General features: G+C 59.5%; 18 protein-coding genes, 2 tRNA genes and 1 riboswitch. Of the genes, 12 read left to right on the top strand and 8 right to left on the bottom strand.

All coding sequences use genetic code 11. The features are described 5' to 3' along the window. Window positions 1-57: 57 nt before the first annotated feature. The 6 genes from JJB09_RS06215 to JJB09_RS06240 all read left to right on the top strand — a co-directional run bounded on the left by JJB09_RS06215 (window position 58) and on the right by JJB09_RS06240 (window position 4,422). Window positions 58-1,173, top strand: coding sequence for an NAD(P)/FAD-dependent oxidoreductase (locus JJB09_RS06215; protein WP_201654747.1), 1,116 nt, complete (start codon window positions 58-60; stop codon window positions 1,171-1,173). A gap of 108 nt (window positions 1,174-1,281) precedes the next feature. After that, a complete protein-coding gene (locus tag JJB09_RS06220) occupies window positions 1,282-2,361 on the top strand; it encodes an alkene reductase (RefSeq protein WP_201654750.1) in 1,080 nt (359 codons plus the stop codon). Window positions 2,362-2,376: 15 nt separating this feature from the next. Further along, window positions 2,377-2,841 carry a MarR family winged helix-turn-helix transcriptional regulator gene (locus tag JJB09_RS06225; RefSeq protein ID WP_201654753.1) on the top strand — a complete coding sequence of 155 codons (465 nt, stop codon included), beginning with the start codon at window positions 2,377-2,379 and terminating at the stop codon, window positions 2,839-2,841. Between the two features lie 49 nt (window positions 2,842-2,890). Next, on the top strand, window positions 2,891-3,658 hold the full coding sequence (gene tam, locus JJB09_RS06230; RefSeq protein WP_201654756.1) for a trans-aconitate 2-methyltransferase: 768 nt from the start codon (window positions 2,891-2,893) through the stop codon (window positions 3,656-3,658). A 191-nt stretch (window positions 3,659-3,849) separates the two neighbouring features. Next, window positions 3,850-3,926, top strand: a tRNA-His gene (locus tag JJB09_RS06235). A gap of 244 nt (window positions 3,927-4,170) precedes the next feature. After that, window positions 4,171-4,422 (top strand): helix-turn-helix domain-containing protein, encoded by a 252-nt coding sequence (locus JJB09_RS06240; protein WP_201654759.1) that lies wholly within the window; start codon window positions 4,171-4,173, stop codon window positions 4,420-4,422. 58 nt (window positions 4,423-4,480) lie between these two features. On the opposite strand, the gene JJB09_RS06245 is transcribed toward JJB09_RS06240, so the two are convergent. The 3 genes from JJB09_RS06245 to JJB09_RS06255 form a co-directional block, all read right to left on the bottom strand. Further along, window positions 4,481-4,714, bottom strand: a complete 234-nt coding sequence (locus JJB09_RS06245) for a BrnA antitoxin family protein (RefSeq protein WP_201654762.1) — start codon at window positions 4,712-4,714, stop codon at window positions 4,481-4,483. Between the two features lie 33 nt (window positions 4,715-4,747). Then, window positions 4,748-6,529, bottom strand: a complete 1,782-nt coding sequence (locus JJB09_RS06250) for an IlvD/Edd family dehydratase (protein ID WP_201654765.1) — start codon at window positions 6,527-6,529, stop codon at window positions 4,748-4,750. Window positions 6,530-6,607: 78 nt separating this feature from the next. Further along, window positions 6,608-7,792 carry an O-succinylhomoserine sulfhydrylase gene (locus tag JJB09_RS06255; RefSeq protein WP_201654768.1) on the bottom strand — a complete coding sequence of 395 codons (1,185 nt, stop codon included), beginning with the start codon at window positions 7,790-7,792 and terminating at the stop codon, window positions 6,608-6,610. A gap of 46 nt (window positions 7,793-7,838) precedes the next feature. After that, window positions 7,839-7,918: riboswitch (SAM riboswitch) on the bottom strand. Window positions 7,919-7,988: 70 nt separating this feature from the next. Between JJB09_RS06255 and JJB09_RS06260 the strand changes: the two genes are divergently transcribed. The 3 genes from JJB09_RS06260 (at window position 7,989) to JJB09_RS06270 (ending at window position 10,217) form a co-directional block, all read left to right on the top strand. Then, window positions 7,989-9,080: a 2'-deoxycytidine 5'-triphosphate deaminase gene (locus JJB09_RS06260; protein WP_201654771.1), complete on the top strand. Its 1,092-nt coding sequence runs from the start codon at window positions 7,989-7,991 to the stop codon at window positions 9,078-9,080. A gap of 93 nt (window positions 9,081-9,173) precedes the next feature. Continuing rightward, window positions 9,174-9,247, top strand: a tRNA-Gly gene (locus JJB09_RS06265). A 277-nt stretch (window positions 9,248-9,524) separates the two neighbouring features. Continuing rightward, window positions 9,525-10,217, top strand: coding sequence for an outer membrane protein (locus tag JJB09_RS06270; RefSeq protein ID WP_201654774.1), 693 nt, complete (start codon window positions 9,525-9,527; stop codon window positions 10,215-10,217). A gap of 93 nt (window positions 10,218-10,310) precedes the next feature. Here JJB09_RS06270 and JJB09_RS06275 read toward each other — a convergent pair whose 3' ends face one another. The 4 genes from JJB09_RS06275 to rocF form a co-directional block, all read right to left on the bottom strand. Beyond that, window positions 10,311-13,658 (bottom strand): efflux RND transporter permease subunit, encoded by a 3,348-nt coding sequence (locus JJB09_RS06275; RefSeq protein WP_201654777.1) that lies wholly within the window; start codon window positions 13,656-13,658, stop codon window positions 10,311-10,313. 14 nt (window positions 13,659-13,672) lie between these two features. Further along, window positions 13,673-14,869: an efflux RND transporter periplasmic adaptor subunit gene (locus JJB09_RS06280; RefSeq protein WP_201654779.1), complete on the bottom strand. Its 1,197-nt coding sequence runs from the start codon at window positions 14,867-14,869 to the stop codon at window positions 13,673-13,675. Between the two features lie 404 nt (window positions 14,870-15,273). Beyond that, window positions 15,274-16,338: an ornithine cyclodeaminase gene (locus JJB09_RS06285; RefSeq protein WP_201654782.1), complete on the bottom strand. Its 1,065-nt coding sequence runs from the start codon at window positions 16,336-16,338 to the stop codon at window positions 15,274-15,276. After that, window positions 16,335-17,258 (bottom strand): arginase, encoded by a 924-nt coding sequence (gene rocF, locus JJB09_RS06290; RefSeq protein ID WP_201654785.1) that lies wholly within the window; start codon window positions 17,256-17,258, stop codon window positions 16,335-16,337. The genes JJB09_RS06285 and rocF overlap by 4 nt, the downstream gene beginning before the upstream one ends. 126 nt (window positions 17,259-17,384) lie before the next feature. Between rocF and JJB09_RS06295 the strand changes: the two genes are divergently transcribed. From JJB09_RS06295 to JJB09_RS06305, 3 genes are all read left to right on the top strand, one after another. Beyond that, entirely contained in the window at window positions 17,385-17,822 is a 438-nt protein-coding gene (locus JJB09_RS06295) for an Lrp/AsnC family transcriptional regulator (RefSeq protein ID WP_201654788.1), read from the top strand. 88 nt (window positions 17,823-17,910) lie between these two features. Continuing rightward, window positions 17,911-19,002, top strand: a complete 1,092-nt coding sequence (locus JJB09_RS06300; protein ID WP_201654791.1) for a CobW family GTP-binding protein — start codon at window positions 17,911-17,913, stop codon at window positions 19,000-19,002. Then, on the top strand, window positions 19,002-19,991 hold the full coding sequence (locus tag JJB09_RS06305) for a WD40 repeat domain-containing protein (RefSeq protein WP_201654794.1): 990 nt from the start codon (window positions 19,002-19,004) through the stop codon (window positions 19,989-19,991). Before JJB09_RS06300 ends, JJB09_RS06305 begins: the two co-directional genes overlap by 1 nt. Window positions 19,992-20,093: 102 nt before the next feature. On the opposite strand, the gene JJB09_RS06310 is transcribed toward JJB09_RS06305, so the two are convergent. Then, window positions 20,094-20,477 (bottom strand): VOC family protein, encoded by a 384-nt coding sequence (locus tag JJB09_RS06310; protein ID WP_201654797.1) that lies wholly within the window; start codon window positions 20,475-20,477, stop codon window positions 20,094-20,096. Window positions 20,478-20,612: the final 135 nt, after the last annotated feature.

A 20,612-nucleotide genomic window follows, 5' to 3' on the forward strand; every position in this document is an offset into this window, starting at 1 on the left:
ATAAATTTGAACGCAGGTTGATGCCCCTATAGGAATTACCCGTCAAGGAGACCAACCATGCAGACTTACGACATCGCGATTATCGGCGGCGGCATTGCCGGCCTGTCTCTTGCCTATTTCCTTTCAGGCAGGCGCTCGGTGGTCGTTCTGGAGCGCGAGCAAGCGCTTGGCTATCACTCGACCGGGCGTTCAGCGGCGGAATTCGTGCTGCGCTACAACAGCCCCGAAGTCTGCAAGCTGGCATCGATTTCCCGCCCCTTTCTCGAGAACCCGCCCGAAGGCTTCTGCGAGCAGCCGCTGCTGAAGCAGCGCGGCGGCGTGATGATCGCCGATGCGGAGAAAGCCGAGCGACTGAAGGAGCACTATGAACGCGAGGTCCAACACGCGCCGCTCAACATGCTGACGATGGAAGAAACCCTGGAAAAACTACCCTTCCTGGACCCTGCGCATGTGACTGCGGCATACTACGATCCAGAATTCTGGGACATCGAAGTCGAAAGCCTGTTTCAAGGCTATATCAGGGGTGCCCGCCATGCGGGCGTTGAAATACGCACAGACGCCGGTGCCCTGTCCATCCGAGACGATGGCAGCCTGTGGCACATCGAAACCGCAAGCGAGACGATCGCTGCAGGGATCATTGTCAATGCGGCAGGCGGATGGGCAGACGCAACAGCGGAGATGTCAGGGGTTGCTCCCAGGGGAATCGTGCCGCATCGACGCACGGCGATCCTGCTCGACCTGGCTGATATCGATCCAAGCGCCATGCCCGAGGTCAGCGAACTCGACGATACCTACTATTTCAAGCCCGACGCCGGGCGGATGCTGGTCTCGCCGGCCGACGAAACGCCCTGCGAGCCGGGCGACGTGCAACCGGAGGAAATCGATATCGCCTGGGCTGCGCACTATTTCGAGGAAGCCACCACGCTCTCGGTGCAACGGGTCGCCAAGAGCTGGGCAGGCATGCGCAGTTTCGCGGCCGACCGCCTGCCGGTGATCGGCTTTGCGCCGGATCATGATCGGTTTTTCTGGCTCGCCGGTCAGGGCGGCTACGGCATATTGAGTTCGCCGGCGCTTGGCTCGCTTGCGGCGGCAATGCTGACCGACACCCCCACTCCCGCAGCGTTTTCTAGAGAAGCCCTTGATCCCGCACTATTTTCTCCCTCCAGATTTTAGGACCTCAATGTTAGCGGTGGCCGCCTGAAACTTTTTTTGCGCAAATACGTTGCCAACCACATACTTCATTCCTAGATTTATGTGGTCAACCACATAAAGGACGCTGCCATGACTTCTCTTTGGACCCCCACAACTGTTGGAAACGTGCGTCTGCCGCACCGGCTGGCGCTTGCCCCGATGACCCGCAGCCGCGCCAACGCAGATGGCACCCCCAGCGACCTCGTGCCCACATACTATGCTCAGCGTGCATCGCTCGGCCTGCTGATCACTGAAGGGGTGCAACCCTCCGAAGACGGACAGGGCTACATGATGACCCCCGGCATCCATTCTTCCGCACAGGTCGAGGGCTGGAAGAAAGTGACAGCGGCGGTTCACGCCAAGGGTGGACACATGTTCATGCAGCTGATGCATGCGGGACGGATGTCTCACCCGGACAATACCCCACATCATCGCCAGCCGGTCGCGCCGTCCGCCCTCAGCGCCGGCCAGCAGATGTTCACCCCGGCCGGCATGCAAGACACGCCGGTGCCACGCGCACTGACGACCGAAGAAGTCGGCCAGACTGTCGAGGACTTCCGCAAGGCGGCCCGAAACGCCATCGATGCGGGAATGGACGGGGTCGAAATACACGGTGCCAATGGCTATCTGATCAACCAGTTCCTCGCGCCGAACGCCAATATCCGCACCGACCGTTATGGCGGCTCGATCGAGAAGCGCGCTCGCCTTGCGATCGAAATCGCCACCGCGATTGCCGAGGAAATCGGCCCCGAACGTACAGCCATCCGCCTATCCCCCGGCCTCGACATCGGCGGCCTCGTGGAAGGCCCTGACGGTCCGGAACTCTACCGGTATCTGATCGGCGAACTCGACCGGCTGAACCTCGCCTACCTGCACGTCTTCCATTTCGGCAGCGAACAGCTGCTCAAGGACATCCGCGCACTGTGGTCGCAGAAGCTGCTCGTGTTACGGCCGGGCCGGACGCTCGATACGCTCGCTACAGATATCGAAACTGGACTTGCCGACGTCGTGCCCGTAGGGCGCTGGGGGCTCGCCAATCCCGACTTTGCCGAACGGCTCAGACAGGGCGCACCGCTCAACGAACCCGACGCCAACACCTTTTACAGCAGCGGCGCGGCAGGCTATACAGATTATCCGACACTGCAACCAAGCCAAAGCGCGGTTGCCTGACCGCGATGGACAAAGATGAAAGACACCGAACAGTCACAGCCGCATGAACAGTGCCCTTGCCTGTCCCAGGACTATCCGGTGAGCTTTGCCATATTCGCTCTTGCCCGGTCGCACCGGGCGAGAGCCGCGCAGCTTCTCGCTGAAATCGGGCTGTTTCCCGGCCAGGAAATCCTGCTGATGCAGCTTGGCGAGAAGGACGGGCAGCCGCAGAAATCGCTGTGCGAGACAATCGGCCTCGACCACTCCACCGTCGCAAAATCGCTGACCCGGCTTGAGCGCTGCGGCCTGATCGAGCGCCGGAAGTGCGCGGAAGACGGCCGCGTAAGCCAGGTCTACCTTACCGACAAGGGCCGCGAGGCTCGCAACGCCATCTGTGGCGTGTGGGCGAACCTCGAACAGATGACCGTCCAGCACCTCACTCCCGCCGAGCAGGCACAGTTGATTTCGCTTGCCGAAAGGATCAAGCCCTGCGTGGGCTGAAGGGCTTGGACCGCCAGGATGTAAACTCATAGAAGGAGCCCACCCTGCCATGCCCTGGTCTCCCAGCCAATATGTGAAATTCGAAGATGAGCGCACGCGACCGGCGCGCGACTTGCTGGCGCAGGTGCCGCTCGAACGCGTCACGCACGGCATCGATCTCGGCTGCGGGCCGGGAAACTCCACCGAGCTGCTGATCGAGCGCTATGGGGCCAAGGCCATATCCGGGCTCGATGGCGATGAAAACATGGTGGAGGCGGCGCGCAAGCGGCTGCCCGACACCCAAATCATGCTGGCCGACCTTTTGACATGGCGACCTTCCGAACCACAGGACCTGATGTTTGCCAATGCCGTCTTTCAATGGCTGCCCAACCATCTTGACATCTTCGACCGGCTGATGGATCGGCTTGCGCCCGGTGGCGTGCTGGCCGTGCAGATGCCCGACAATCTCGATGAGCCGAGCCATCTGCTGATGGAGGAGTCGGCCCAGGCGGGACCGTGGCGTAACGCCTTTGCAAAGCCGGCGCGCCGCGCCGCCTTGCCGAAGCCCTCTGCCTACTACGACAGGCTGATTGGAAAGTCGGTGCGCGTGGACATCTGGCACACGATCTACAACCACCCGATGGATGGCGCCCCGGCAATTGTCGAATGGGTGAAAAGCACCGGCCTGCGCACCTACCTCGATCGAATCGCGGCCGAACGGCAGGCGGAATTCCTCGAGGATTACACCGCCCGGATCGCCAAAGCCTATCCCAGGCTTGGCAACGGCAAGGTGCTGTTCCGTTTTCCACGGCTTTTTTTCGTGGCTGTGAAGCGGTGAAAAGCGCATTCAACCGGTCTTTCGCCTGCCTTGTGGACAGAAGTGAAACGACAATTGCCGCGCGCCCGCTCTACGACTGATTTTGCAGCCAATTCACCGCAAACTTCAAATTAACGGCAGAAAGGGCTTGAAAAAAAATCTCAGCCCCGCTATGTCGCGCATCACGAATGCCACACATTCGAAATGGTTATGCGGTTGTAGCTCAGTTGGTTAGAGCGCAGGATTGTGGCTCCTGAGGTCGGAGGTTCGAGACCCCCCAACCGTACCATTCCCTTCCTGAAAGAGATTCAAGGACTATAGGGATTTGGCTTGGCGAAGGCCAACGCCGACAAGCGCGCCGATTGCTTTGGCCGTTTGACGGCACTTATGCGGCACATCAGCGAACGAACAAGTACTACCTATCCGTTCTTGTCCTCTTCGCACACGCAGCATAAAAGGTTAGCGTCCGCTGGACCAACAATGCAAATGGAGATCTGTCAGTTTCGTCAGACTAATATACGAAGGGACCTTATATGGCCATTTCAGTCAATCGTTTGGATCAGTACGATCAGGGTGTAAACGACGTATCGTTCGTCGGCAGCAAAATTAGGGCAATCCGGGAATCTATCGGCTATTCTGTCGAAGACCTCGCTGTTACCTGCGGCCTCGCCAATACAGAGATCGCCGGCATAGAAGCGGGCGAAGTAGCCGAACCGGGTCAGTTAGAGCGTATCGCCATTGCCATGCAGATTCCTGTCGAGAGTTTGTTCGACAAGTTGCACTAGACGATTCGGGCAGTCGGCTCATGGGGGGCCGGCTGCCCATGCTACATTGCTGGAAATATCAGATGCCGGCCGCGATTGCCCTTGCCAACATATCGTTGAGCCTATCCTGCCAGCCAGGTCCACCCTCCTGAAAATGTTCCAGCACAGCCGAGTCGAGCTTGAGCGAAACAAGCTCCTTGGCCTTGGGCAGCGCCCTTTTCTCCACCACCGCCTCGACCGGCCGCTTGGCAGGCTTGAACAGGGCTTCGGCGGCATCCATCGGGTTGACCGGCCTGCGTGGGGGATTTGCCATGGGTTAGGTCCTTTATGCTTATTGCCCGCAACCTCAGTGATTGTGGCGCGGCGGATTTCTGGCGATCTGGCGGAAATCGGCGGCACCTTCGAGCACCGCACCATCCGAAAGCTGGTTGACTGACCGGCGATAGATGCGCTGCCACGGCGTCGCATCCGGCGGAACCGCCGGTATGCCGTCACCCTTGCGGCGTTCGATCTCGGCGTCCTCCACCAGCATGTCGCAGCGGCCAAGGTTGAAATCGATGCGGACGATATCGCCGCTGCGGATCCAGGCGAGCCCGCCGCCGGCGGCACTTTCCGGTGAAGCATTGAGGATCGAGGGGCTGTCTGACGTACCCGATTGGCGTCCGTCGCCGATGGTCGGCAGGCTTTTGATGCCGCGCTTGAGGATGTGATCCGGCGGCTGCATGTTGACGACCTCGGCCGATCCCGGCCAGCCGATCGGGCCTGCACCGCGGATGACGAGAATGGTGTTCTCGTCGATGTCCAGCGACGGATCGTTGATGCGCTTGTGGTAATCCTCGGAGCCATCGAACACGACGGCCTTGCCTTCGAACACACCTTCGCGGCCCGGCTCCTGCAGGTAGCGGGCGCGAAAATCCTCGGACACCACGCTCATCTTCATGATGGCGAAATCGAACAGGTTGCCCTTCAGCACCAGGAACCCGGCGCGCTCCTTGAGCGGCTCGGCAAATGGACGGATGACCTCACGATCCTTCGCCTCACGACCCTTGAGGTTCTCGCCCATCGTCTTGCCGGTGACGGTGGGACAATCTCCATTGAGCTTGCCGTTCTCCAGCAGCTCCCACATGATCGCCGGCGTGCCGCCAGCCCTATGATAGCGTTCGCCGAGATAGGCACCCGCCGGCTGGACATTGGCCAGCAGCGGAATATCGAAACCATGTACCTGCCAATCTTCGGGATACAGCTCGACGCCGGCGTGCTTGGCCATCGCCGCCAGATGTGGCTGGGCGTTGGTGGAACCGCCGATGGCAGAATTGGTCCGAATGGCGTTGAGAAATGCCTCGCGGGTCAGAATATCGGAAGGCTTCAGGTCTTCCAAAACGATCTCGACCGCGCGCTTGCCCGTACGATAGGCCATCTGACCACGCTCGCGATAGGCGGCAGGAATGGCGCCGCAGCCGGTGAGCGAAAGCCCGAGCGCCTCGGCCAACGCATTCATCGTCGAGGCCGTGCCCATCGTGTTGCAGTGGCCGACAGACGGGGCGGAATCGAGTGCTGTCTGCAGAAACTCTTCCTCGTCGATCTCGCCGGCCGCGAGCTTGCGGCGCGACTGCCAGATCGCCATGCCCGAACCCGCAAGCTTGCCCTCGTGCCAGCCATCGAGCATCGGTCCGCCGGACAGCACGATCGCAGGAATATCGACGGTCGAAGCCGCCATGATCGCCGAGGGCGTGGTCTTGTCGCACCCGGTGGTCAGCACCACGCCATCGAGCGGGTAGCCATAAAGGATCTCCACCAGACCGAGATAGGCCAGGTTACGGTCCAGCGCCGCCGTCGGGCGCTTGCAGTTTTCGAACATCGGATGGGTGGGGAATTCAATGGGAATACCGCCCGCATCACGGATGCCATCACGCACGCGCTTGACGAGCTCGACATGCACGCGGTTGCAAGGGGTGAGATCGCTGCCCGACTGGGCGATGCCGATGATCGGCTTACCGGAGCGCAATTCCTCCGGCGTGATACCGTAATTCATGAAACGCTCGAGATAGAGCGCGGTCATATCGATATGATCGGGATTGTCGAACCAGTCCTGCGAGCGGAGACGACGGGCTACAGGCTTATCGGACATGATCGAACAATCCTCCCAGAAACAATCATATAAATAAAATGAAGACGGCCCCGGCAAGGCGGGGCCGTAGAAATCAGATCAGCTGGCGACAGCCGAAAGCGCGCGATCGAAATCCTCGATCAGATCGTCGCCATCCTCGATACCGGCCGAGAGCCGGAGCAAACCGGCGGAAATGCCGAGCTCGTCCCGGGCCTCATCGCTCAGGTTCTTGTGGGTGGTGGTCGCCGGATGGGTGATCAGGCTTTTGGCATCGCCGAGATTATTGGAGATCTTGACGACCTCCAGTGCGTTCTGCAGCGCGAAGGCTGCACTCTTGCCGCCCTTCAATTCGAGCGCCACCAACGTCGATCCACCCGTCATCTGCCTGGCTATGATATCGGCCTGCGGATGGTCCTTGCGGCCGGGATAGATAACTTTGGCGACAGCTTTGTGATCAGCAAGGAAGTCTGCCAGCCGAGCGGCATTCTCCGTCTGCTGCTTGATGCGCAGCGCCATGGTTTCCAGCCCCTTGAGCAGCACCCAGGCATTGAACGGCGACATGGCCGGACCGGAATGGCGGAAATAGTCGTGGAGATTTTCGTCGATCCATTGCTTGTCGGACAGCACGACGCCGCCGAGGCAACGGCCCTGGCCATCGATATGCTTGGTAGCCGAATAGACGACCACATGCGCACCGAGTTCGAGCGGCTTCTGGAACAGCGGCGTTGCAAACACGTTATCGACCACCACCTTGGCACCGACCTGGTTTGCGAGTCTGGCAACGCCGATCAGGTCGACCACTTCCAGCGTCGGATTGGTGGGGCTTTCCAGAAAGAACACCTTGGTGCTCGGGCGGATGGCCTTTTCCCAGTTCTCCAGGTTCTTGCCGTCGATCAGCGTGCATTCAATGCCGTATTTCGGCGCCAACGTCTCGACCACCCAGCGGCAGGAGCCGAACAGTGCACGGGCGGCAACGATGTGGTCACCGGCCTTGAGCTGGCACATAATGGCGGCCGTGACAGCAGCCATGCCCGATGCCGTGGCGCGCGCATCCTCGGCGCCTTCCAGCATGCACATGCGCTTTTCGAACATGTCGTTTGTGGGGCTGCCGTAGCGCGCGTAGATGAAACCATCCGTCTCGCCCTTGAAACGGGCTTCGGCCGACTCGGCGGTTTCATAGACGAAACCTTGCGTCAGGAAGATCGCTTCCGAGGTCTCGCCGAATTGCGAGCGCAGTGTGCCACCGTGTACGAGCTTGGTTGCCGGGCGCCAGTTCTTGGTCATGCCAGTCGTTCCTCAAACATAAAAACCGGCCGCGCAAGCTGACCGGTTTCCAACGAACGCGGCCATATTTAGCTACTTGTTTTACGTGGCTGCAAGCCGGCCGGCCAAATCACCACGGGATAAAGCGGGCTTATCCGATCTCCTTGCTTGCGTCAATGTATTAGGGTTTCTATTGTCCCGCGAAAGTGAGGACGACATGGCTGGAATATTGGCAGATCGCGCCATCAGGGCGCTTTTCGACGAGGGTCGCCTCAAGGCGGAAAAGGCCTTGGACGGCGACCAGATCCAGCCCGCCAGCCTCGATCTCCGCCTTGGCTCCAAGGCATTTCGCGTCCGCGCCTCGTTCCTGCCGGGACCGTCGAAGCGCGTTGCTGACAAGCTCGGCCACCTGAGCCTGCATGTCATTGACCTGACGGAAGGCGCCGTGCTGGAGACGGGTTGCGTGTACATAGTGCCCCTGATCGAGAGTGTAGATCTGCCACAGGCGCTATCGGCCTCGGCCAACCCGAAGAGTTCGACAGGGCGCCTCGACATCTTCACGCGCGTCATTACCGACTACGCGCAGGAATTCGACAAAATACCGGCGGGCTACAGCGGCCCTCTTTACCTCGAAATCTCGCCGAAGACGTTTCCCGTTGTCGTTCGCCGGGGTTCAAGGCTGTCGCAGATCCGGTTCCGTGAAGGCCAGGCGCTGCTGCGCGAGGACGAGATGCTGCAGGTGCACCTTTCCGAAACACTGGTGGCCAGCGAAAAACCCGTCATCGCAGGCTCATCGATCGCGCTGTCAATCGATCTCAAGGGCACCGGCCCGGACGGCCTGATCGGCTATCGCGGAAAGCGGCATTCCGCCGTCATCGACGTCGACGTGAAAGCCGCCCACGATATCTACGATTTCTGGGAACCGCTCTACAGCCGCGGCACCAACGAACTGATCCTCGATCCGGACGAGTTCTATATCCTGGTTTCGCGCGAGGCGGTGCATGTGCCACCGCTCTACGCAGCGGAAATGGTGCCGTTCGACCCGCTGGTCGGCGAATTCCGCGTCCATTATGCCGGCTTCTTCGATCCTGGCTTCGGCCATGCCAACGCTGGTGGCTCCGGCTCACGCGCCGTCCTGGAAGTCCGCAGCCATGACGTGCCGTTCATTCTCGACCACGGGCAGATCATCGGTCGATTGGTCTATGAGCATATGCGCGAACTGCCTCAAGCGCTCTATGGAACCGGGCTAGGGTCGAACTACCAGGCGCAGGGCCTGAAGCTTTCGAAGCATTTCAAAAGCCACACGTGAGCGGGCGGACATAGCCGCAGGCCTCCTGCAACTCCGCGCAAGTGGTTTACGCTTGACAGCATGCCGGCAGTCATGAAATTGCTGCGTTCGCAAGCGGGTGTAGCTCAATGGTAGAGCAGCAGCTTCCCAAGCTGAATACGAGGGTTCGATTCCCTTCACCCGCTCCATAAACTTCAATACCTTAGTTAAATGTCGTGTCACTCGCTTCACCGGCGTGTCACTTCCAGTTCTTGTTTCGCGCCCTCGCTATTTTGCGCAGCGTGTCAATCGGTGCAGGATGTTGCCCTAGTTAGGCGGCCCAGCTGGGCGTCTGACCCACACCTGATCCGTCACAAAAGTAGCTCAGAGGCTATACAACCCAGTGAACTGACATCGATCCAACTTTGATGATGCCTCACAACCCTTGATAGCCTATACCCGTGAATATGGGTAAAGGGGATGTGAATGAAGATTATTGCTATTTCTACTTTGTTAGTAAATTTGATCGCGACAAATGCCCTAGCGGATGAGTTGAAATCGGATGCACCATTTAACTGGACTGGCTCCTATCTCGGGGCGCAAGGTGGATACGCCTGGGGCAATTCCACAGGTGGGGGCGTCTTTTTGCTGGCACCGGGAAGTGATGTGTTCGGTGATATCGATCCAAAGGGTGCTTTAGGCGGGATATACGCTGGATACAATTTTCAGCTCGACAACCGTCTTGTGATCGGAATCGAGGGCGATATCAATTATTCGAGGGTAAAGGGCGCCAGCGTCTTGTCCTTGAATGGCACCCCCTTGCCACCCAACAAGATGTCAGCAGAGATGGACTGGAATGCTTCCATTCGCGGTCGAGCTGGCTATGCAATCGATCGCTTCTTGCCCTATGCGACGGCTGGCGTTGCCTTTGGGAAATACGCAATAACACCTAATTACGCACTGACAGATCCGTTGTCAGATTCAACGGTGCAGTCTGGTCTCACTATTGGCGCGGGCCTGGAATATGCGATCACAGATCGCCTTATCACCCGCTTCGAGTACAGGTATACCGATTTCGGAGATGCCAGTTACAAGATCCCCGGGTTCAAAGGCCTCTTCGAGAGCAAGGTAGACCTCAAAACTCAGGATATCAAAGTCGGCTTGAGCTACAAGTTCTAACGCGGTTAGGCCGTATACCACCGAGCAGATGCAAAAAGGGCCGGCAAAAACCGACCCTTTTTTCGTTTCTGATGACGGCGCTTGAGCTCGATGTCATTCCGCCGCAAGCGGCTTGCCTTGCAGATCGTTGGCCGCACTCGCCCTGTTGCGACCCGCAGACTTTGCCTCGCCGGGAGCCTTCTCCGTTTCCAGCGTCTGCAACCGCTCTTCCAGTGAAGAAATCGTCCGGCTGTTTTCGTTGAGGATGCGCGTCAGTTCTTCGTTCTGCAGCACTTCCTGCTCCTCGTCCTTCTTGCCGATCATTCGACCGAATATCCAGCCGAGCAGCTTGGACAGGTCATCCATGATCAGGAAGAACGCGGGCACGACGACGAGTGACAGCACGGTCGAGACGATGATGCCGCCCATGACTGCGATGGCCATCGGCGCACGGAACGCACCGCCCTCGCCGACGCCCAGAGCAGACGGCAGCATGCCGGCGGACATGGCGATCGAAGTCATGATGATCGGACGCGCCCGCTTGCGGCCGGCCTCCACCATTGCCTCGCTGCGCTTCATGCCACGCGCCATCATCTCGATGGCGAAATCCACGAGCAAGATGGCGTTCTTCGCGACAATACCCATCAACATCAGGATACCGATCAAGACGGGCATCGAGAGCGCGTTGTTCGTCACGATCAGCGCGATCGCCACACCGCCCGTCGCGAGCAGTAGCGAGAAGACGATCGTCACCGGCTGCAGCACGTTGCGGAACAGCAGGATCAGCACGCCGAAGACCAGCATGATGCCCAGCACCATGGCCTTGACGAAGCCCTGCACCATCTCGCCCTGGATCTTGGTGTCGCCGCTTTCCAGTTTCTGGACGGTCGCGGGCAGCTTGGCCTGTTCCACGGCCTTGCTGAACGCGGCCATCGCCGTGTCCAGCGCCACACCCGGCGGCAGGCTGGCGCCCAGCGTCACGACGCGGTTGCGGTCGTAACGCTTGATCATGCTCGGGCCTTCGGAATAGCTGACATCGGCCACAGACGACAGCGGCACGGTCGCCCCGGTATTCGTCGGCACCTTGAGCGCCCTGAGAGCGGCCATGTCGCGCCGGACCGACAGATCGAGCTGAACCCGCACAGGGATCATCCGATCATCGAGGGAGACCTTCGAGAGGGCCGTATCAACATCGCCGATGGTTGCGACACGCACCAGCTCGGAGACCTGAGCAGTAGTGATGCCGAGCCGCGCCATGCGGATCGGATCGGGCCGGATCTGGATTTCGGAGCGAGGCAACGCGCCTTCGGCGCCGACATTCAGCAGCGTCGGTTCCTGGCGCAACTCCGCTTCGAGCAGGGCGGTTGCGTTATCCAGATCCTCGGCATTGGCGGATGTGAAGTTATAGGCGATGTCGCGTTCGCCGCGATCGTTGAGCTTGAGGATGCGCGCATCGGGAATATCGGCAACACGCTTGAAGATCTCGGTCTCGATATCCCATTGCGGGACCGTTCTGCCATGCACTTCCATTCTCGGAACATAGGCGCCGACGATTGGCAACTTGCCCAGTACGTCATTGACGATCTTCTTGACCAGCGAATGTTCGATTCGCGTCAGGTTGACGTAGATCGAAGCGCGGCGAAGCTCGAGGTCACCCTTGGGCGAGGATCCACCGAGCACATAGATGCTGTCGATGCCGTCGATATCCTTGATCCGGCTGGATATCTCCGCAGATACCACGTCGCTGTCCTCCAATGTCGCGCTCGGCGGCAATTCGACCGACAGGATCACGCGCCCAGAATCTTCCGGTGGCATGAAGCTTCCGGGCACCTGGGACAACAGCACGAAGGAGCCAAAGACCAATGCGAGCGCGACGACGAATGTGCCGTACCGACCGTACCAGCGATGGGTCACTGCCCCGATCACGCTGGTGTAGCCACGCATCAGCCAGCCCTCTTGGTCATGTCCGTCATGGCCGACATTCGCATCCGATGCCCGCATCAGATAGGCGGCCATCAGCGGCGTGATCAATCGCGCCACCGCAAGCGAGAAGAACACCGAGATCGCCACCGTCAGGCCGAACTGGATGAAATACTGGCCCGGAATCCCGCCCATGAACGACACAGGCACAAAGACAGCTATGATCGTGAACGTCGTGGCGATCACGGCGAGGCCGATTTCATCGGCCGCTTCGATTGCGGCGCGATAGGGCGACTTGCCCATCTTGATATGCCGGGCAATGTTTTCAATTTCGACGATCGCGTCATCGACGAGAATACCGGTCGCCAGCGTCAGGGCCAGGAAGCTCACAAGATTGAGCGAGAAGCCCAGCATGTCCATGATCCAGAAGGTCGGTATCGCAGATAGCGGCAGGGCGACCGCCGAGATCAATGTTGCGCGCCAGTTTCTCAAAAACAGGAACACCACGATGACCGCCAGGACAGCGCCTTCGATCAACGTGTCGATGGCGGATTCGTAATTGCCATAGGTGAAGTACACCGCGTCATCGACCAGCTCGATCTTGACGTCCGGATGTTTCGCCCTGATATCCTTGAGGCCTGCATCGACGGTTTCCGCAACCGTGACTTCCGAGGCGCCCTTGGAGCGGAAGATGGCAAACGACACTACCGGATTGCCGTCGAAGCGCGAAAACGACGTCGGCTCCTTGTAGGTGTCCTTGATCGTGCCGAGATCCGAGAGTTTTACGAACCGATTGGCAGATACGAAGATCGTCGTGTTGGCGAGCGCCTTGACATCGCGCTGGTCGCCCAATGTGCGGATGGCCTGTTCGGCGCCACCGACTTGACCGCGACCCGAGCCCATGTCGGCATTGGTGTTGCGGAGCTGACGGTTCACGTCGGCGGCGGTGATGCCGTAGGAATTGAGCTTTGCCGGATCGAGCTCGATATGGACTTCCCGGTCGGCGCCGCCGAAACGGTCGATCCGGCCGATGCCGGGCTTGCCCTGCAACTCCCGCTTGACCGTATCGTCGACAAACCATGACAACTCCTCAAGCGTCATGTTCGGCGAGGAAATGGCAAAGGTCTGGATCGCGTTGCTTTCCACGTCGATCTTGGTGACGATAGGCGTTTCTGCCGTGGCTGGCAGATCCGACTGGATGCGATCGATGGCGTCCTTGACGTCCTGCAGCGCCTTGTCCGAGGGCACCTCGATCTTGAACATGATGGCGGTGGTAGACACCCCGTCATTGACGGTGGACTGAATGAAATCGACGCCGTTGATGCCGGCGACGGCATCTTCGACTTCCTTCGTGACCTGCGTTTCAAGCTCAGCCGGAGCGGCACCCGCCTGCGCGACGCTGATCGAAACGATCGGCACGTCGATGTTCGGGAACCGGGTAATCGGCAGGGAATTGAACGAGCTGATCCCGAGCACCAGCAACAGGAAAAATCCCAGCAGCGGCGCAATCGGGTTTCGGATGGACCAGGCGGAAAAGTTCATAACCCTCGGCTCCGTCAGTTCGACGCGGTTTTATCTAGGAAAACCGGAGTGATGCGATCACCATCCCGGACATAGGCGCCAGCCTTTTCGACCACGACGTCCTTGGCACCGAGACCGCTGACGATCTCGACGAAGTCACCATCCTGCACGCCCGTGACAACTTTTGTCAGCTTGACGCGTTGATCGACGATTTTACGTACATAGCTGCCGTTTTTCTCAGCCGTGATTGCGGTCAATGGAACCGACAGCACCTTCCGGTCAGAAACGATAACTTCGGCGCTTGCATACATGCCGATACGCGCCTGGGCCGGATCATTAACCGCGACCTTGACCGAACCCAGGCGGGTAGTCGAGTCGATGACCGGGTCGATCGAGCGCACCGTTCCAGTCACCTTGGCCGACGTACCGGCCACAGCCATGTGAACGGGCTGCCCCGGTTTCAGCTTGAGAAGGTCTCCCTCCGCGACATCCCCCTTCAACTCGATGGCGTTATCACGGATGATGGTGAAGAGCGGATTGCCGATGCTGGCGGCTATGGCGCCAATCCTGGCGTGACGCGCTGAAACAATGCCGCCGACCGGTGCAGTGACCGCCGTACGAGCCAGTTTCAAATCGATATCGGCGATCTGCGCATCGACAACCTTCACATCCGCCTTGTTGGCAAGAATGGCCTGGTTGGCCGAGTTTACCCGCGCAGATGCGGCTGTTGCAGATGCCCGAAGCTGTTCGGCCTGCGATGTGGAGACCGCATCGATCTTCTCCAGCTTTTCTGCGCGCACGGCCTGACGGATCGCCTCGGCTTCGTTTGCCTTGGCTTCCACCAGCTGCGCGACCAGTTGTGCACCCACGGCTTCGGCCTTGGCGCGATTGGCCTGTAGCTGGCTCTTCTGAAGGATCAGCGCATCTTCGCTGAGCGTCGCCAGCGTATCGCCGGCCTTAACCATGTCGCCAACGTCCACGTTCAGCTTCTCGATCCGGAGAGCTTCCACTTGCGGCTGGACATAGACTTCCTCGACGGCCTGGAATGTGCCGGTGACCATGATCCGATCGACAAGTTCTCGTTCGGCCGTCTCGACGACGCGAATGGCCGGGAAGTTCTGTTCCTGCGCTGCAGCAGGCGCCGCGACTTGTTCAGCGGCAACGGCGGAAACAGAAGGGGCTGCCAATAACAACGCAGCAGCCAGAAGGGAGGCTTTCTTACAAGTATGCATAGACGGTCTTCCTCTGCCGGCATGCGGTGATCGGGCAGCCCTGCTCTTAGCCACATGCCCCGCGCCCGTTACGGCGCTTGCCTGAACCGTCTTTCGCGGCCCCAAAGGCGGGCGGGCGATCGAACCCGTTCCCATATTATCGCTGTTTGCCCCATCCCGGCTAGCTGGGGTCATGCAGCTTTCTTATCGGTCCCTATTTGGACATTCATTTGCTGCGCGCAAGAGTAAGTCGCATTTTATAGCGCCAGAAGTGTGATTATTCGCGCGAAAGAAGAAAATCAATTTCAAAACTGTTACGCAAAGGTAACAGTTTTGAATGAATATTAAGAAACAATACGTTTTGTTAACAGAACAGGCATGTGCAGCCAGCCATGGCAACACATGCTCGTCACATGCCCTTCGACTCAGGCCGCGTCGGTATTCGGCTTTACCGATCTCAACAGCATGCCGAACAGATCGCGCGGCTCGTCCGGATCGGCGAGAAGATCCAGTTCTTCGTAAAGGCCGCTGCCCTGCAGGCGGTCGCGCAGGTAGCGCAGAGCCGAAAAATCCTCGATGGCAAAACCCACCGAATCGAAGAGCGTGATCTGGCGATCGTTCGACCGGCCTGTTTCGTTGCCCGCTATGACCTTCCAGAGTTCATGGATCGGGTGCGTTTGCGGCAACTGCTGTATTTCACCTTCAATCCAGGTCTGTGGCGGATATTCGACGAAAATCTCCGACCGCAGGACGATGTCGCGATGCAGTTCGGTCTTGCCCGGGCAGTCGCCACCCACCGCGTTGATATGAATGCCCTCGCCGACCATGTTGTCGGTGAGGATGGTGGCGTTCTTCTTGTCGGCAGTCACTGTGGTGACGATCTGGGCGCCAGTCACTGCTTCTTCCGGGGTTTTCGCCTGGACGATGTCAAACCCATAGGCGGCAAGATTGTGAGCACACTTGTGTGTCGCCTTCGGATCGATGTCATAGAGCCGAAGCTTGTCGATGCCCAGCACCGCCTTGAACGCCAGGGCCTGAAACTCCGATTGGGCGCCGTTGCCGATTATGGCCATGGTGCGAGCGCCCTTGGGCGCCAGATACTTCGCTGCCATCGCCGAGGTCGCAGCGGTCCTGAGCGCAGTCAGGATCGTCATTTCGGTGATCAGCATGGGATAGCCGCTGGCGGTGTCGGCCAGCACACCGAATGCGGTGACCGTCTGGCGACCGGTGTGCGCATTATAAGGGTGGCCGTTTACATACTTGAAGCCGTAAAGCGTACCGTCGCTGGTGGGCATCAGTTCAATAACGCCATTCGGCGAGTGCGAGGCGACGCGGGGCGTCTTGTCGAACATCTCCCAGCGGCGGAAGTCTTCCTCGATATAGGCTTCGAGTTCGGTCAGGAAGCGCTCGATCCCGATGCGCATGACCAGCTTCATCATATTGTCGACGCTGACGAAGGGAACGATATTGAGATTTGGGATCGGCGTCATGCGTAGCTCCTTGTTGGGCGGTCCATCACCCGCTTGCCCATCAGGCTCGCGGCAAGATCGGCCATCAGGATCGCTGTGCGGCCGCGTTCATCGAGAAAGGGATTGAGTTCGACCAGGTCGAGGCTGCAGACGAGCCCGCTGTCATGCAGGATTTCCATCACCAGATGCGCCTCGCGATAAGTCGCGCCGCCGGGTACGGTCGTGCCCACTGCAGGCGCGATCGAAGGATCGAGGAAATCGACGTCAAGGCTGACATGCAGCAGGCCGTTGGCGGCGGCGACCTTGTTCAGGAAGCGCTTCAACGGTACCGCGATGCCTTCCTCGTCGATCATGCGCATGTCGCAGACCTGAATGCCCGCATTGTTGATCGCCTGACGCTCCGCCGGATCGACGCTGCGAATACCAATCATCGACACATTGGCGGGATCGACCGGGGTCGTAAGCGGCGGGAAATAACCTTCGAAACCCGGCCGGCCGGTAAAATATGCCACCGGCGTGCCATGCAGGTTGCCGCTTTCGGTCGTGACCAGCGAATGAAAATCGGTATGCGCATCGAGCCAGAGCACGAAAAGCGGACGTCCCTTCTCCTTGGCCCGCCGGGCGATACCGGCAACTGTACCGGCCGAAAGGCTGTGATCGCCGCCGAGAAAAACCGGCATGCCGTCGGCGCTGGCGGCATAGGCCGCCTCGGTGAGCGCTTCGACCCACGCAACTGTCTCGTCGAGCTTTTTCACCGCCGGATTGGTGTGCGTATGGCTTTTCAGCGTTGCTGGCCTGACGTCGCCGAGATCGGTCACGTCATGACCGAGCTCGGCAAGCGATTCTGCCAACCCAGCTGCGCGATATGCCGCCGGCCCCATATCGCATCCGCGGCGACCAGCGCCTTCCTGAACGGGCGCACCCAACAATTTCACATGCATGTTCTGCCACTCCTTGTCTTGAAGGCAATTGGACCATTCAATGCTGGCAAAGTGAACAGAGTTATTTGGCAAATATCACGTAGTGGTTTATCATTATGGTCAATAGCGATACCGAAATGGATAATTATGGACGATCTCGACCAACGACTGATAACGCTATTGCGGCACAATGGCCGCCGCAGCGTCTCCGACATCACCATCGAGCTGGGGGCCGCCCGCGCGACGATCCGCGCACGCATGGAACGGCTTGAACAGTCCGGCGACATCATCGGCTATACAGTAATCCTCAAATCCGACGCGGTCGGATTGCCGGTGCGCGGCATCATGATGATCGAAGTCGAGGGGCATTCCGCCGACAAGGTCATCCGCTCGCTCGGCGGCTTTGCCGAGGTCAGCGCCGTTCACACCACCAACGGCCGCTGGGACCTGATCGCCGAACTGGGCGCCGCGACGCTGACGGATTTCGACGCCATTCTCAGGCGCATCCGGCTGATCCCCGGCATCATCGGCAGTGAAACGAGCCTGATGCTCGCCACGCCGAGGAGCACCACGGCCCGGCTTTGAACCGAAGCGGCATCAAATTTCCAGCAGGATATTGCCGCAACCGGCAATCAGATCCTATATGAGGGAAAATTCGTAAGGGAAATCCGCCATGACTGAAGCTGCTGCTGCAAAGCCCATTCCCGTTACCGTCCTCACCGGCTATCTCGGCGCCGGCAAGACGACGCTGCTCAACCGCATTCTCACCGAAAGCCACGGCAAGCGCTACGCCGTGATCGTCAACGAGTTCGGCGAAATCGGCATCGACAACGACCTGATCGTGGAATCCGACGAGGAAATCTACGAAATGAACAATGGCTGCATCTGCTGCACGGTACGCGGTGACCTGATCCGCGTCGTCGAAGGCCTGATGCGCCGACCGGGCCGCTTCGATGCGATCATTGTCGAGACGACCGGCCTCGCAGACCCCGTCCCCGTCGCCCAGACATTCTTCATGGATGACGACGTGCGTGCCAAGACCCAGCTCGATGCCGTCGTGGCGCTGGTCGATGCCAAACATCTGCCATTGCGCTTGAAGGATTCCCGGGAAGCAGAAGACCAGCTCGCCTTCGCCGACGTCGTGCTGCTCAACAAGACTGATCTGGTCACGCCGGAGGAAGTCAACCGCATCGAGCAGGTGATCAAGGTCATCAACCCCTCGGCGCGCATCTATCACACCGAGCGCTCGAATGTGGAGCTCTCCAAGATCCTCGACCTCGGCGCCTTCGATCTGGAGCGCGCGCTCGACAACGATCCGCAGTTCCTCGAGCACGGTCACGAGGACCATGCCTGTGGACCGGATTGCGACCACAATCACGATCACGACCATCATCACCATGATCATGATCACGATCATCACGGCCATGACCACCATGACCACGATCATGGCCCTTCGCCCATCCATGACGTGACGGTGCAGTCGATCTCGCTGCGCGGCGGCGAAATGAACCCGAAGAAGTTCTTCCCGTGGATCGAGAAGATCACCCAGATGCAAGGCCCGAACATCCTTCGCCTCAAGGGCATCATCGCCTTTGACCAGGACGACGAGCGTTACGTCGTCCAGGGCGTGCACATGATCATCGAAGGCAACCACCAGCGCGCCTGGAAAGAGGGCGAGAAGCGGGAAAGCCGACTGGTGTTCATCGGTCGCGAACTCGATCGCGAAAAGATCGAGCAGAGCTTCAAGGCCTGCGAGGCCGCCTGATGCCGACAGTCGCACCGCTTGACCTTGAGGGCCATGTCCTCGGGGCCTATTTTGTCGGAGACGTACCGTTTTTCGCGGCGTCCTCAGGTGAAATCCATCGGCTCGACATGGGCCACAAGACCGTTTCTGTCCACGAGGGTCTGCTGAGTGCGGTCGTCGATCCCGCCACCAATTCGCTGATCACCGGCGGCGAAGATGGCAAGGTCAACCGAATCCTCGCCGACGGCACCGTCAAGCAGATCGCCGAAGCGCCGCGCAAATGGATCACCGCCGTTGCCGCCGGACCGTCCGGCGCGATCGCCTATGTGCATGGCAAAACGGCGGCCGTGGTCACAGCCGACGGCAAATCCCGTGAGTTCACCGAGGCGCGCTCGATCGAGGGAGTGGCCTTCGCACCGAAGGGCATGCGCATCGGCGCCTCCCGCTACAACGGCGTCACCCTGCACTGGGCCGGCACCAACGGCGCGCCGGTCGATCTGGAATGGAAGGGCGCGCACACGCTCGTCACCTTCTCCCCAGACGGCCGCTTCGTCGTCACCGCCATGCAGGAAAACGCATTGCATGGCTGGAAACTGGACGGCAAGCCGGGCGAAGAGGCCCGCCACATGCGCATGAGTGGCTATCCCGCCAAGATCAAGTCGCTATCCTGGTCGCCCAAGGGCAAATGGCTTGCTTCGTCTGGTGCGCCGGCGGCTATCGTCTGGCCGTTTTCGTCCAAGGACGGCCCTATGGGCAAGGCGCCACTGGAACTCGGCACGCGTGCCAACATCCTGGTCACATCGGTCGCTTTCCATCCGGCCGAGGAAGTGCTGGCCATCGGGTTCATCGACGGGATGATCCTCGGTGTCCGGCTTGCCGACCAGAAGGAAGTGTTGCTTCGCCGCCCGGGCAAGGGCGCGATCTCGGCCATGAGCTGGTCCTCATCCGGCAAGCAACTCGCTTTCGGCTCCGAAGCCGGCGACTGCGGCGTAGTCGACATTTCCGCCTGAAACTTCTCAACTGCACTCCCACTGGGCTGAACATGCCGAGCGGGAGTGCAGTTTTCTCATGCTCACTCAGATAGGCACTCGCTCGCGTCGACGCGTGGTAGGTTACTGCATCGGCTTCGGTTCAAGCAGCCCGATTGCCGTCTTGGCAGAATCCATCACGATGGCGATCCACCCTGTGCCCTCGATCTCGAAGGGCGCACGCATGACGGAACCACCCGCGCCGGTGACAGCGGACACGGCCGCATTGATGTTGGCGACATTGATATAGGCAAACCAATCATTGCTGCCGGGCTGATCTGCCGGCCAATGCATCAGGCCAGCGACGGGCACGGGATTGCCCTCGACGAAAGCCAGCGTATAGCTTTCCTCGCCGCCCATCGGCATCTCCTGATAGGTCCAGCCTGCCACTTTCGCATAGAAGGCTTTCGACGCCTCGAGATCCGAGGTCATCAGTTCGTTCCAGCCGAATGTTCCGTGCGTAGTCATCTTTGTCTCCCTTGAGAAAAGTTCCGGGCAGTGGGTGATTGCGGACATAAGAACATAAAGTGAACGAATTGGCAAGTGACCGGCTTGACGTTGCAGGCCCCAGGCCGGATTTTCCAGTTGATGTTGAAATCGCTT

This window comes from Phytoamicus setariae (assembly GCF_016722925.1).
GTDB lineage: Bacteria > Pseudomonadota > Alphaproteobacteria > Rhizobiales > Rhizobiaceae > Rhizobium_E > Rhizobium_E setariae.

Excerpts from the sequence above, each read along its gene's own strand:
- JJB09_RS06215 (WP_201654747.1), top strand. The coding sequence starts at position 58 with ATGCAGACTTACGACATCGCGATTATCGGCGGCGGCATTGCCGGCCTG.
- JJB09_RS06220 (WP_201654750.1), top strand. The coding sequence starts at position 1,282 with ATGACTTCTCTTTGGACCCCCACAACTGTTGGAAACGTGCGTCTGCCG.
- JJB09_RS06225 (WP_201654753.1), top strand. The coding sequence starts at position 2,377 with ATGAAAGACACCGAACAGTCACAGCCGCATGAACAGTGCCCTTGCCTG.
- tam (WP_201654756.1), top strand. The coding sequence starts at position 2,891 with ATGCCCTGGTCTCCCAGCCAATATGTGAAATTCGAAGATGAGCGCACG.
- JJB09_RS06240 (WP_201654759.1), top strand. The coding sequence starts at position 4,171 with ATGGCCATTTCAGTCAATCGTTTGGATCAGTACGATCAGGGTGTAAAC.
- JJB09_RS06245 (WP_201654762.1), bottom strand. The coding sequence starts at position 4,714 with ATGGCAAATCCCCCACGCAGGCCGGTCAACCCGATGGATGCCGCCGAA.
- JJB09_RS06250 (WP_201654765.1), bottom strand. The coding sequence starts at position 6,529 with ATGTCCGATAAGCCTGTAGCCCGTCGTCTCCGCTCGCAGGACTGGTTC.
- JJB09_RS06255 (WP_201654768.1), bottom strand. The coding sequence starts at position 7,792 with ATGACCAAGAACTGGCGCCCGGCAACCAAGCTCGTACACGGTGGCACA.
- JJB09_RS06260 (WP_201654771.1), top strand. The coding sequence starts at position 7,989 with ATGGCTGGAATATTGGCAGATCGCGCCATCAGGGCGCTTTTCGACGAG.
- JJB09_RS06270 (WP_201654774.1), top strand. The coding sequence starts at position 9,525 with ATGAAGATTATTGCTATTTCTACTTTGTTAGTAAATTTGATCGCGACA.
- JJB09_RS06275 (WP_201654777.1), bottom strand. The coding sequence starts at position 13,658 with ATGAACTTTTCCGCCTGGTCCATCCGAAACCCGATTGCGCCGCTGCTG.
- JJB09_RS06280 (WP_201654779.1), bottom strand. The coding sequence starts at position 14,869 with ATGCATACTTGTAAGAAAGCCTCCCTTCTGGCTGCTGCGTTGTTATTG.
- JJB09_RS06285 (WP_201654782.1), bottom strand. The coding sequence starts at position 16,338 with ATGACGCCGATCCCAAATCTCAATATCGTTCCCTTCGTCAGCGTCGAC.
- rocF (WP_201654785.1), bottom strand. The coding sequence starts at position 17,258 with ATGCATGTGAAATTGTTGGGTGCGCCCGTTCAGGAAGGCGCTGGTCGC.
- JJB09_RS06295 (WP_201654788.1), top strand. The coding sequence starts at position 17,385 with ATGGACGATCTCGACCAACGACTGATAACGCTATTGCGGCACAATGGC.
- JJB09_RS06300 (WP_201654791.1), top strand. The coding sequence starts at position 17,911 with ATGACTGAAGCTGCTGCTGCAAAGCCCATTCCCGTTACCGTCCTCACC.
- JJB09_RS06305 (WP_201654794.1), top strand. The coding sequence starts at position 19,002 with ATGCCGACAGTCGCACCGCTTGACCTTGAGGGCCATGTCCTCGGGGCC.
- JJB09_RS06310 (WP_201654797.1), bottom strand. The coding sequence starts at position 20,477 with ATGACTACGCACGGAACATTCGGCTGGAACGAACTGATGACCTCGGAT.